This window comes from Coprococcus eutactus, assembly GCF_025149915.1.
Lineage (GTDB): Bacteria > Bacillota > Clostridia > Lachnospirales > Lachnospiraceae > Coprococcus > Coprococcus eutactus.
The window spans coordinates 2,697,331-2,709,665 of record NZ_CP102278.1; the positions used below are offsets into that span (position 1 = coordinate 2,697,331).

General features: G+C 44.5%; 10 protein-coding genes. All 10 read right to left on the reverse strand.

Annotated features, from left to right (window positions below):
* Nucleotides 1–125: 125 nt before the first annotated feature.
* The 10 genes from NQ536_RS11980 to NQ536_RS12025 all read right to left on the reverse strand — a co-directional run bounded on the left by NQ536_RS11980 (nt 126) and on the right by NQ536_RS12025 (nt 12,128).
* Nucleotides 126–422 carry a TIGR04076 family protein gene (locus NQ536_RS11980; RefSeq protein ID WP_004850385.1) on the reverse strand — a complete coding sequence of 99 codons (297 nt, stop codon included), beginning with the start codon at nt 420–422 and terminating at the stop codon, nt 126–128.
* Nucleotides 419–1,237: a pyridoxamine kinase gene (locus NQ536_RS11985; RefSeq protein WP_004850384.1), complete on the reverse strand. Its 819-nt coding sequence runs from the start codon at nt 1,235–1,237 to the stop codon at nt 419–421. The genes NQ536_RS11980 and NQ536_RS11985 overlap by 4 nt, the downstream gene beginning before the upstream one ends.
* A gap of 103 nt (nt 1,238–1,340) precedes the next feature.
* Complete coding sequence (locus NQ536_RS11990; RefSeq protein ID WP_004850382.1) at nt 1,341–3,395, reverse strand: TaqI-like C-terminal specificity domain-containing protein; 2,055 nt, start codon at nt 3,393–3,395, stop codon at nt 1,341–1,343.
* 90 nt (nt 3,396–3,485) lie between these two features.
* Nucleotides 3,486–3,989: a hypothetical protein gene (locus tag NQ536_RS11995; RefSeq protein WP_022057994.1), complete on the reverse strand. Its 504-nt coding sequence runs from the start codon at nt 3,987–3,989 to the stop codon at nt 3,486–3,488.
* 486 nt (nt 3,990–4,475) lie between these two features.
* Nucleotides 4,476–6,422 carry an ABC transporter ATP-binding protein gene (locus tag NQ536_RS12000; RefSeq protein ID WP_004850379.1) on the reverse strand — a complete coding sequence of 649 codons (1,947 nt, stop codon included), beginning with the start codon at nt 6,420–6,422 and terminating at the stop codon, nt 4,476–4,478.
* A 29-nt stretch (nt 6,423–6,451) separates the two neighbouring features.
* Nucleotides 6,452–8,203: an ABC transporter ATP-binding protein gene (locus NQ536_RS12005; RefSeq protein WP_044997855.1), complete on the reverse strand. Its 1,752-nt coding sequence runs from the start codon at nt 8,201–8,203 to the stop codon at nt 6,452–6,454.
* 312 nt (nt 8,204–8,515) lie between these two features.
* Nucleotides 8,516–10,039 (reverse strand): hemoblobin-interacting domain-containing protein, encoded by a 1,524-nt coding sequence (locus tag NQ536_RS12010; protein WP_044997854.1) that lies wholly within the window; start codon nt 10,037–10,039, stop codon nt 8,516–8,518.
* Between the two features lie 117 nt (nt 10,040–10,156).
* Entirely contained in the window at nt 10,157–11,158 is a 1,002-nt protein-coding gene (locus NQ536_RS12015; protein ID WP_022059193.1) for a helix-turn-helix transcriptional regulator, read from the reverse strand.
* A gap of 74 nt (nt 11,159–11,232) precedes the next feature.
* The gene (locus tag NQ536_RS12020) at nt 11,233–11,787 is read right to left on the reverse strand and encodes a phosphatase PAP2 family protein (RefSeq protein ID WP_004850372.1); all 555 of its coding nucleotides are present in this window, start codon (nt 11,785–11,787) and stop codon (nt 11,233–11,235) included.
* Nucleotides 11,787–12,128 carry a phenylpyruvate tautomerase MIF-related protein gene (locus NQ536_RS12025; RefSeq protein WP_004850370.1) on the reverse strand — a complete coding sequence of 114 codons (342 nt, stop codon included), beginning with the start codon at nt 12,126–12,128 and terminating at the stop codon, nt 11,787–11,789. Before NQ536_RS12025 ends, NQ536_RS12020 begins: the two co-directional genes overlap by 1 nt.
* Nucleotides 12,129–12,335: the final 207 nt, after the last annotated feature.

Genomic DNA, 12,335 nt, shown 5'->3' on the forward strand with positions numbered 1-12,335 from the left:
TGTGTTCTGTAAAGTATTATATTATATCAAGACGTTTTTTTCTTCCAATGTCACTCTTCTTTAGCTGTATCTTTGCCATATATTTAAATACAAATTTTTTAATTCGTCAGATACGATTATATACCCTAACTTTTTAATCCTTCATTCCCTTCATTCTCATCCGGCTGAATAACCTCTATCCTGAATACATTTATCGTATCAACATCAGGGCAGCAAAACACCGCTGTACCCGGCTCATTTCCCGGAATACTTCCGCCATATCTGAGGATATCAACATACGGGAATGCCACATGCATAGCCATAGGACAGAGCTCGCCTCTCTCCGTATCAAAGTCATAGGAATCACCAATCTTGTGGCCTCTATGACAGCCATGTGGTCCCTTTTGATCTATGAGTGTAATCCTTATCTTTGGTCTGGTCATTTTGTTATCACCTCTATGTACTGCTCAAGCGGGATTCCCTTATACTTATCGACATTGTCCTTGTTCAGATCTATGAGCTTTTCGACAACTTTCATGGCCGACTGAACACTGTCCTCTATGCTGTTGCCGCCCCTGTACTTTCCAATGAGTACGGCAGAGAATATATCTCCGGTTCCCGGAAACCTCACAGGAATCTCCGTGTAGGGGAACACATTCATCTTGTCAGTGTCACCGTCCAGCATAAGGGTGCTTGTCTGTCCGTCTATATTTACACTGGTTATAACCACTGTCTTTGCTCCATATCCGTGAAGTGTGTGCGCAAGCTCCTCTGCCTCTGTCATAGTCAATATCTTCTTGTCTGTGTATTTGCCCGCAAGAAATGCCGCCTCAGTACAGTTTGGAACTATCAGATCCGCAACCTTACACATCTGCCTCATATATCCCACAGTATTTTCTGTGACACCATTGTACAGTACGCCATCGTCACCCATGATCGGATCGACAAATATAAACGCTCCCTGAGATTTCTTCTTCTCACAGTACTCAGCCACCAGCTTCGTCTGGTCCTCGGATACAAGAAATCCTGTTGCTATAGTGTCAAATGCAAATCCAAGTTCATCCCACACTCTCATGCTATTCTTCATGTAGCCGGTGGTCTCAAGAATATCGAATTTACCGTAGTCCAGTGTGTTTGACACGAGGGCTGTCGGCAGGTTATACACCTGAAATTTCATGTTGGACATGATCGGTATCATGGCTGACAGTGCCACTTTTCCGTAGCCTGCCATATCATTTATAAGAAGTATATTGTTCATAGTCTCTTCCTCTTTTCATCTTACACTAACATCAGCACAATTAGCCGTGCCTTGACTCACATGCATTTATCTGCAGATGTCATATCACATATGTCTTCATCTCTTATAACATATATTTGCTGCCGGATAAAGTCTGCTTTATAAACTCATATTCCTCATCCGTGACGGAGTACAGATTCCTCACTATATCATCTATCTCATCATACACTTTATACTGCTCAATTTGGTCTGTCCCATGCATACTTGTTCCCGCCAGGATCAGTTCATCGACCTTTGAGATTATATCCCGTTGTGTATTTTCATCTGTTTCCGGAATAGGCAGTGACTCTATATGTGATCTGAGCACCTTCACCGCATTGTAGCGTTTTTCATATATATACTGCGCCACACGAGAGTTCAGCACCGCCATAATGTACTTCATGTCAAGTCCCGCCACACGCGGTATCACCACATTACAGCTGTTTAATGTGAGATGTCGTCTGTCATCGTAGGCAAATACAAGCTGGCGGTTGATAAATCTGTATATCAGTTTCTCCGGCGCGCGGTAAATTCGTTCAGGAGCCGCCTGCTGATAAAGTGAAATATCCGATGCTATGAACCTCTCCGGCTCACCATATCTGTATCTGTACACGTCTGCACCGGTAATAACGCCTTCCATACCATCTGCACACTCTTCCGACAGGTATCTATCATTATCTCCGGTCACTATACCAAGCGCAAAATCTGCCTGTCCGCGCAAAAATATACAATCAGTTACTTTATCAAGCTTATCAAGCAGCCTGTATTCATCATCATTAAGTCTCAGCAAGAATCTGTCGATATCAAGTGGTCTGTCTGTACCAATAACAAATTCTTCACCGGCTCTGGATATTCTTGCCCCTATGCTATGTCCCGGATCCGCACTCTTTTTGAGATGCATCGCAACCGCCGGGCACTGTACTCCGTGAAACACATTGTCGAGGAATCTCACACGTCTTACATTTGTTGTGTTCGCTATAATCTGCCGCGCAGCGCTGTGATTTCTGACATCCAACACCGCCTCTGGCAATACAAATGCCAGCATTCCGTCATCTCCGAGCAGCCCCAGCGCACGCTCCACAAATATATCATACGACTCCGCACCTCTTCCGGCCGCAGTTTTATAGTTTTCTCTTAAAGCCTTTTGTGCTGCACTGTCAAATTTATATCCCCAGGGCGGATTACCTATGATTACATCATAATTCACAGTATTCGATATACGATCCTCTGATTTCGCAAGGAAATCCCTGCACTCTACGTTTTCACATATAGTCCGTATATCACCCTCTGCTTTCACGTTCTCCCTTCCAGCAAGCCTTGTAAGTGCCAAATTGAACCGTGCAAGCTGCACACTGAGCATATCTGTATCAAATGCATGTATATTGCATATATCCACATCTTCTGAAAACTGTATTAGAAAATTGCCAGTTCCACAGCACGGGTCAAGAACTTTCTTTCCTTTTAGTCCGCCCCCCAGATCCTGACTGATATCCATTATCATATTCCTGACGATTTCTGTTGGCGTAAAATATGATCCTGCAGCTTTCCGTACACCGATATCCCGGACAGACATGTATAGCAGACCGAGAACATCCTCTCCCTTTTGAAACTTATAGCTGATATCCAGCATATCATCATGCTCACTTATCCATGTCTCTATTTCTTTCTTGTCCTGAATTATATCGTCAAGCAGAATGCTCCACACACCTACGTCAAGTCTGCCGTCTATATACTCTCTAAGTATCTCATTTGTCTCCGGGATGTCTACCAGAAGTTTAAGCGCGCAATCCGAAAGCAACGCCCTCATGGCTGTTTCTGTCACACAAATATTTTGTTCCGCAAGCATTCCGGCAAGCTTTTTCACGACATCCGTGCTCTCACAGTCCTCTGATACATACCTGTCGTAAAAGCCTTTTCCGGATACATATCCCTTGTTCCGCCTGCTGCGAAGTGCATTCCGCTTACCAGTTTTAAGCGACCGCTGCAACTCTATGACATAATCTTCAGTAAAATACACCTTTCCATCCGTCATGGCTCTCTGTGATTCAATTTTCCCAAGCCTGAGCCAGTTGCGCCCTGTCGCCTTCGATATTGAAAGCATTTGGCATACCTCATCCAATGTTATGTATTTCTCGCCCATATACAGCCTCTCTACCTATGCTTTGAACGGATTTTAACACCTCACCCATAACTTGTCTACACTTTGAGCAAAACTTGCCAAATCGGATTGTCATGCCTCCGTCTGAGGCTCATTTGATGTCTCAGCGCATCCTGCTCCCGAAAGCTGTTTCTTAAATATAGTTCTAAATATCAATCTCACAAGTGGTCCGCAATAGCAGAGCTGCCAGAGCAGTGCAACAGGGAGATTCATTCCCCATGTCTGGATAAATGTACCAACACTTGGTGAATCCTTGAACAAAACAGTTGCTATAAGGCTCATGATTGGACACATCATTATGCAGATGTAGAATGATATCATGAAGGTTATCACCTGTGGTCTGTCAGTCGGTCTCACGATCTTGAACGCAAGCATTGGTGCAAGCTTTCCAACCACGAAAAGCTCAAGCACAATAGCTATCGGCCACATGATCGGCATCTCATGAAGTGCCATGACAAATGTCTGATTGGTGAAACCTCCTGTGCTTAATGCTACATTGTAGCAGATCATTCCATAGACCATGAACATGGCCATGATCGTTGTGAATACGAATTCCTGTAATTTGTTTTGTGGCATAATAATTTCCTCCTTACGAAAATAATTGAACATGCGCATTCAAAGGCGCTTCGCGCAGGCGCATGCGTACTTCGCAACATGTCGTCAAGCGTAGCTTGATGACATGCGCGCACATCAGTGCGCTTCCTCGGCAAGGAATCTCCCGCCTTGACGGCGGGTACCCCTTACGAAAATAATTGAGCATGCGCATTCATAAGCGCTTCGCGCGGGCGCATGCGTGCTTCGCAAGGATTCCTCCCGCTTACGCGGGCCCCTCCTTACGAAAATAAAAAGCCCAACGAAACTTTCATCTCGTTGAGCTTAACTGCGACTACCATTAATTGCCCTTATGGTAGCACATACATTTTTAAATTGCAAGTAATTTTCTGTTTTTTATATACAATTTCTATTCATCTGGGGACGGAGGTACCTGTCCCTCTGGGGCGGCTTGTGGGGACGGAGGTACCTGTCCCCCGATACATGTCCCCCGATACAAAGTGGAGAGGATTATTCAGCCACGGCCTTCTTGCCAGTGTACAGCTGATAATATCTGCCCTTCATGTCAATGAGCTGATCGTGGGTGCCTCGCTCTATGATGCGTCCCTGCTCCATGACCATGATGCAGTCCGCGTCCTTGACCGTGGAAAGTCGGTGAGCTATGACAAATGACGTTCTTCCCGCCATGAGGGCATCCATTCCCTTTGAAACCATAGCCTCGGTTCTCGTATCAATGGATGATGTAGCCTCATCGAGGATCAGAGCCGGTGGATCTGCAACCGCCGCCCTCGCGATAGCCAGCAGCTGTCTCTGTCCCTGACTGAGATTTGCCCCGTCTCCGGTGAGCACTGTGTTGTAGCCGTCAGGAAGACGCTTTATGAAATCGTGGGCATTTGCCAGCTTTGCAGCCTTGATGCACTCCTCATCCGTGGCATCTAGTTTGCCGTATCTTATGTTGTCCATGACTGTTCCTGTGAACAGATGTGTATCCTGAAGAACTATACCAAGGCTTCGCCTGAGATCCGGCTTTTTGATCTTGCCTATGTTGATATTGTCGTACCTTATCTTGCCGTCCTGTATATCGTAAAACCTGTTTATCAGATTGGTTATAGTCGTCTTGCCCGCACCTGTACTTCCGACAAATGCAATCTTCTGACCAGGCTTTGCATACATATTTATGTCGTGCAGAACTATCTTATCCGGGTTGTAACCGAAATCAACATTCTCAAATTCAACCTCACCTGTGAGTTCCCTGTATGTCACTTCACCTGTCTCATGCCTATGTCTCCATGCCCAGAGTCCGGTTCTCTCCTTGGTCTCCGTGAGATTGCCATTTGCATCCTTCTTTGCATTTACCAGCTCAACATAGCCCTCGTCCTCCTCAGGCATCTCGTCTGTCATGGTAAATACCCTGTCAGCTCCAGCCGCCGCCATAACTATTGCATTGATCTGCTGACTTATCTGTGTAACCGGCATCGTAAAGCCCTTGTTAAGCGTCAGGAATGCCACAAGTGTTCCTATGGTAAGCCCTGACCAGCCATTTACTGCAAGTACACCTCCAAGTACAGCACAGAGAACGTAGCTTATGTTTCCAAGGTTCGCATTCACCGGCATGGTAATGTTGGCTATCATATTTGCCTTGTAGGCGCTGTCCTGAAGAGATCTGTTCAACTTGCAGAAATCATCATATGCCTTTTCTTCGTGGCAGAACACCTTGACAACCTTCTGGCCGCTCATCATTTCCTCTATATAGCCGTTGACCTTTCCAAGATCCTGCTGCTGCTTCATGAAGTATCTTCCCGACTTCGCGCCCAAGCTCGACGTCGCCTTTATCATGATAAGCACCATGACGACTGACAGCACCGTGAGCGGTATATCAAGAACTATCATAGCAATGAGTGTTGAGATAAATGTGATGCTTGAGTTGATAAGCTGCGGCATACTCTGACTTATTACCTGACGGAGTGTGTCAACATCATTGGTGTACACCGACATGATATCTCCATGTGCATGTGTGTCAAAGAAAGATATCGGAAGAGATTCCATTCGCTCAAAGAGCTGAACTCTGAGCCTCTTCATGGTTCCCTGAGTCACATTTACCATGATCCTGTTGTACGCGTATGCGCAAATGATTCCCAGCACAAGTATAAGACCAAGCCCCAGCATCCTGTGGGCGAGAGGTCCATAATCAGGCGTGCTCTGTTTCATCATCGGTTCAATATATACATCAATAAGTTTCTGCATGAACATCGATATACTCAGTATTGCAAGTGCCGATATAAGTATGCTGACCACAACTGTAACGCATGCCAGCTTGTATTCCTTGAAGACATATCGGAGCAATCTTCCAAGTGCCTTCATGGGATTTTTCCCTTGATTCTTTCCCGTTTTCTTCATGTCTATATCCATATTTTCTTCCGCCTTACTTCTACTGTGTTTCTGTGAATTTTCAGCCATTTTACTTCCTCCTTTCACTCCATTATTTTTTAATTCATCTTCTCATCGAAATCTCCGCCGCCAGACATTTGGACGTCGTAGATTTCCTTATATATCGTGTTATTCTTCAGCAGATTCTCATGTGTGTCAAATCCACTCACCATTCCGTTATCCAGAACTATGATCCTGTCGGCATCCTGCACACTTGATATTCTCTGGGATATGATGATCTTGGTGGTGTTCGGTATCTTGGTTGCAAATGCCTGCCTGATCTTCGCATCCGTAGCAGTGTCAACTGCGCTCGTGGAATCATCTAGAATGAGTACCTTCGGACTCTTGAGCAGCGCTCTGGCAATACAGAGTCTCTGCTTCTGACCACCGGACACGTTGCTTCCGCCCTGCTCGATCCAGGTGTTGTATCCATCCGGCATCCTGTCTATGAATTCATCCGCACAGGCAAGCCCGCACACCTCACGGCACTCATCCTCCGTGGCGTCCGCCTTGCCCCATCTCAGGTTGTCAAGTATCGTACCCGAAAACAGCACATTCTTCTGGAGCACAACCGCCACTTCATTTCGGATGACCTCCATATCGTAATCACGCACGTCATGTCCTCCGACACAGACAGAACCACCATCCGGCTTCACATCGTAAAGTCTGCTTATCAGATTGACAAATGTGGACTTACCACAGCCGGTTCCACCTATCACACCAACTGTTTCTCCAGACTTTATGTGAATGTCGATATCCTTCAGCGTGTCCTCTGCACTGCCAGCCTTATACACGAAATCCACATGGTTGAAATCTATTCTTCCATCAGGCACCTCCATGATAGGCTCATCAGGATTGGTCATGGTCGGGGCCTCCTCAAGAACCTCAGATATACGTCTCATACTTGCCATACTCATGGATATCATGACAAATACCATGGACAGCATCATCAGCGACATCATCATGCTCATGACATAGCTGAAAAGTGAGGTGAGATTACCAGTCGTCATACTTCCGCCGACTATGAAATGTGCTCCGATCCATGAGAGGAGCATCATGCATGTGAAGATGACGAACATCATGATAGGATTGTTGAAGGCCAGCAGGCTCTCAGCCTTTATGGACAATTCCGCAAGGACCTCTGCTGCCTTTCCAAACTTCTTATCCTCGTATTCTTCCCTGACAAAAGCCTTTACGACTCTTATCGCTGATACATTTTCCTGAACGCTGGCATTCAGGTTATCGTAGTTTCTAAACACCTCGTCAAATATAGGTGTTACCTTGAATATGATGAAGAACAGACCAAATGCAAGAACCACAAGTGCCGCCACAAATATAAGTGACAGCTCCACGTTGATGGTAAAGCACATTATCATGCTGCATATGAGCATGAGCGGTGCCCTTACCGCTATTCGTATGAGCATCTGATATGCATTCTGTACATTTGTCACATCAGTTGTCATTCGTGTTATAAGACTTGCGGTGCTGAATTTGTCAATGTTGGTAAATGAAAACTCCTGCACATTCCTGTACATGCCCTCCCTCAGGTTGCATGCAAATCCTGTCGATGCGCTGGCAGCGAATTTTCCCGCCATCACTCCAAAGAAAAGACTCAGGAAAGCCAACACAAGCATAAGTCCGCCATACATATATACCTTGCTCATGTCCTGTCCGTTGATTCCCTCGTCGATTATCTTGGCGGTCACAAATGGAATGAGGATCTCCATGAAGACCTCTGCCGCCGTAAATACAGGTGTGAGTATCGAGTCCTTCTTGTACTCGCCCACCTGACCAAGCAATGTTTTGATCATTCTATTTCCTCCTTGTTTCATTTTGAAATGCTGACAGAATCCCCAGATGTACAAATCAGGAATTTGATTTATGATATGCGATATCTGATCGTCAGCTATATATGATTTGACGCAAGTTGCATAAATATTAATACTTCTATTTTTTAATGTCAATAGTGTACAGAGGCGTTTCATTTGTGAAATTTCTGTGTATTTAAAGTATTTAAAGACATATTAAAATAAGGCATATGAACATCTTTTTAGTCCATATGCCTTATTTTATAGAGATCTAATATCTAATTTCCGCTCTAACAGCCATTTCATTCAAAGCCATCAATGGGTCTTGAATCTTTTCTTAACACAAATTCCTGCAACACCCACTATTGAAACAATCATAAGAATCACATACAACTGCAAGTCTGTACTGTCACCAGTTTTTGGAGATGATTGTGTTGCTTTATCCATTGTACTTGTCTCCTGTGTTATACTGGTTGTGTCTTCCGAAGGCTCCTGTGTTGTACTGGTTGTGTCGTCTTCCGAAGGCTCCTGTGTTGTACCGGTTGTGTCTTCCGAAGGCTCCTGTGTCCCCGTTGTCTTCTCGTTTACTGTAAAATGAGCTGTCGCTGTTCCGCTCTCAGAGACAATGCCAAGTGTATGCTCACCCTTCGAAAAACCGGCAACATAATCCTCTTTCAATGTTACGATTATACTTCCAGATTCCACCGTATAATTACTCTCATCTATGGTCTTTCCGTCAACCTCAACACGAATAAAATCCCTGTATGCAGCATCAGATGTGAATGATAGTGCATTCTTCGCACCTGCTGTTACTGTTGCTCCATCTCCCTTGATAATAACAGGGGCGAGTTTCGCAAGCACTGTGTCTTCCTTTTTAATTTCATTTTCTGCTTCTTCATCACTAAAATACTTATTACATTTATCACAGAACCAATATGTGCTGTTTCCTTCTTTTGCAGCAGTAGCAGCTTGCTTTTCTACTTTTTCCATATCGTGACCGGCGTTTTCTGCTGTCCGTACATTTTCCTTTGTTTGAGATTCAAAAGCAGAATTTTCAAATGTCACACTGTATGTAGTTAATTCTGGCAATACGCAGTTCTTTTCCTGTATTACTGTTGCTGTTGTATCTGCTGTCTCACTTTCTACGCCATCACATGCTGTACATTTTCTTTCTGCTGTACAGTGTTGATTGTCTGTGCTCCATGTGTATGTTACATCTCCATAACTATGACCTGCTGCCGGAATCTCCGTATAGGTGGTGTAATCACAGTTACTGCAGGTATCGTAAGCTTCCCAACCGTTTGCGGTACAAGTCGCCGCCTGTGCATCGTGATGTACGAGGTCGTGACCCGTAGCTTGGATCGTCTCTGTTTTTATTCTGCCGCATCCAATGCAAGTATACTTTCTCTCCCCCTCTGTTGTGCAGGTTGGAGAAATAGTTATAGTGCCATTATCCCAAATATGTACTCCAACATCGCCCTTTTCTGCGCAGACATTACACTCATGCCAATGATTGTTTTCATCCGAAATCCAGTTTGAGTTCCAATCATGTCCGGGAGGGGTGGATGTTCCTCCGCAGATCGTACAAGTCTGTCCGCTTGTGCAGGTTGCCGTTCCGCTCCACACATGCGCAGAACGCGGATTGCTGATATTAGTGCCACATTCTGTGCAATAAACATGATTCCAATGATATCCAGCGTCTTTATATTCATAAGTTCCGGTTGTACTTACCCATTTACCACAGATGTCGCAATAGGCTCTGCCCGCATATGCCGGTATCCGCAGCAGCATCAGCACCATGCACATAGTGAGCAGGGTAGTCAAAATTCTTCTCTTCATATAGTTTCCTCCCTTAAAAATAAATCTGAGTTTGGTTAGTGATTTCTGTATATAAAGATTTTATCATTTTGACTTCTTCCATGTAATCTCCGTTTCGATACGAAAATGTATATTTTCCTATTTCAGCATATAATTTTTCAGCTCATCCCTCTTATTTATATTCATTTTTTCATAAATCCTGCTCAGATAAGTTTTAACCGTATTGGGTGAAAATCCCAGATAATCTGCAATTTCCTGATTATTCCAATCTCGGCTTGCCAGCATTGCAATCGAGAATTCCACTGTGGATAATGCATCCGTCACTGAATTTCCTGACATAGGATTGTGGATTGACATCCATCCCCTGCTAAAGGCAATGACTTTATCAGATAATTTGTTATATAGTTTTGAATCCTCCTTGCGGATACATGACTCCAGAAGTCCCTGCAGCAAACCATGATGTTCAATGAAAGGTTCCAGAAATTCGTCTTCTTTCGCCACGTTCCACGCCAGCATCAATGAATCTTTTGCTTTCTGCTGATTTTTCAGATTCATCTGACACATTGCAATCATACAATACAGATAGATCATACTAATAGGATATACATCATCCCTGAACATCAATGCTGCCTCGCAAATTCCAAGTGCCCTGCCATACTCGCCTTTTAAATATGCCATGTGAGCTATTACATAGGCAGAAAACAGCTTAATTCCAGGCGGCAATGTTACTGCATAAAGCTCCACATCCGGAAGTTCATCCACCGAAAGATGCAAAAGCACAGAGGACATATATCCCGCAAATACACTGACAGCCCTGTCCTCAGCGGATGAAGGATTTTTCGTCTCTTTTTCAAGACATTCCTGAATCTCCCTCAGTCCTTTTCTTGATGCAGCTTCTCTGCCAAGTGTCAGATTAGAATATACATATAACAGGCAGGATGACATCTTCAATTTTATATTATGGCTCATCAGATAACGTTCTGCTATATGATTGCACTCCTCCGCCTGCCCGGTAAAATAATAGTATTCAGCACGTGCTATCTCCTGAAAATCCCTATCTTCAAAACTGTCTACCATCTTTTTCGCTTCACCCGGCTGAAATGCTGCATTGATCAACGGCAGTATGGTATATTCACTCATAATCATATTCCTCCAAACCAACGATCCGCCAGATCATGTTGCTCCTGGAAATCTTTATCATCACAATCTGGTTTTCAATGATTCTCTATATCTGTGCCTGCCGCCTTGGCTGCAAGTTTCTTATCAATCGCTCTAAGTATAAATCCTGCTGCCACTCCTGCTGCCACTCCTACCACTATTCCGCCAATGATATCTGTCGGGAAATGCACATACAGATACATTCTTGAGAACGCTATAAGGATCGCTATCACGCAGGATATTGCGCCCAACAATTTCTTTCTGCTCATAAACAACGCCGTAACAGCCGCAAATGATGCCGCCGTGTGTCCCGATGGGAAGGAATAATCCTTTGGTTTCTTCACTATCAGATCTGTAAAGTTCGCCACATCATACGGTCTTGTCCTTGCGACCAGATTCTTGAGCAGACAATTGGTTATGAGAAGATCAAGGATAAGTGCGATGACCATGCAAAGCCCTGCCTTCCTCGTCTTTGGAATGATCAGCAGCACCGCTGCCAGCACTATCCACAATATTCCCGCATTTCCAAGGGATGTGATCGCCACCATGATCTTGTCAAGCCATGGAGTATGTATATTCTGGAGAGCGTCAAGTATCTCTATTTCCCACATCAGAAGTTACCGCCATTCCAGCCCCAGTCATGTACGCCGTGGTAAGTCACGTACACCGCATTTCCCGGGATTCCAAGCACATCCGCAAATATATCGCAGATTTTTCCTGTCATGGCATCACACGCTTTAGAAGTCACATCACCGAATACGCTGACTTCCACATATGCACCCTTATCAAGTTTCTTTCCGCCCATGAACAGGTCGTATCCATCGTTGATGCCGACCATAAGGTAGCTCTCCGTCTTGTTCATCGTTGTTATCGCCTGACCGAGACTGCTCTTAAGAGTCTCCTTCTGGTCATCGCTCATCTTCACTGTAACCTTTGAATCTATAAATGGCATATTTTTCTCCTCCTTTGATGTTGGATTTTGCCAATATCTAAGTTAATATTACATGAATGTCAATCATACCCATCAGGGGTCGCTCCCGCTTAACTCAGCCTGCAACGGTACTAAGGTGCCGCCTGCTGCGCCACCTAAGGACCGGCGGCATCGTATTCCCCTGATTGGGTTATGTTTGAACATTCATGTAAAAATATAATTATTATA

Coding starts and splice junctions, on each gene's coding strand:
- NQ536_RS12015 (WP_022059193.1), bottom strand. CDS start 11,158: ATGAGTGAATATACCATACTGCCGTTGATCAATGCAGCATTTCAGCCG.
- NQ536_RS12010 (WP_044997854.1), bottom strand. CDS start 10,039: ATGAAGAGAAGAATTTTGACTACCCTGCTCACTATGTGCATGGTGCTG.
- NQ536_RS11985 (WP_004850384.1), bottom strand. CDS start 1,237: ATGAACAATATACTTCTTATAAATGATATGGCAGGCTACGGAAAAGTG.
- NQ536_RS11990 (WP_004850382.1), bottom strand. CDS start 3,395: ATGGGCGAGAAATACATAACATTGGATGAGGTATGCCAAATGCTTTCA.
- NQ536_RS12020 (WP_004850372.1), bottom strand. CDS start 11,787: ATGTGGGAAATAGAGATACTTGACGCTCTCCAGAATATACATACTCCA.
- NQ536_RS12005 (WP_044997855.1), bottom strand. CDS start 8,203: ATGATCAAAACATTGCTTGGTCAGGTGGGCGAGTACAAGAAGGACTCG.
- NQ536_RS12000 (WP_004850379.1), bottom strand. CDS start 6,422: ATGGCTGAAAATTCACAGAAACACAGTAGAAGTAAGGCGGAAGAAAAT.
- NQ536_RS11980 (WP_004850385.1), bottom strand. CDS start 422: ATGACCAGACCAAAGATAAGGATTACACTCATAGATCAAAAGGGACCA.
- NQ536_RS11995 (WP_022057994.1), bottom strand. CDS start 3,989: ATGCCACAAAACAAATTACAGGAATTCGTATTCACAACGATCATGGCC.
- NQ536_RS12025 (WP_004850370.1), bottom strand. CDS start 12,128: ATGCCATTTATAGATTCAAAGGTTACAGTGAAGATGAGCGATGACCAG.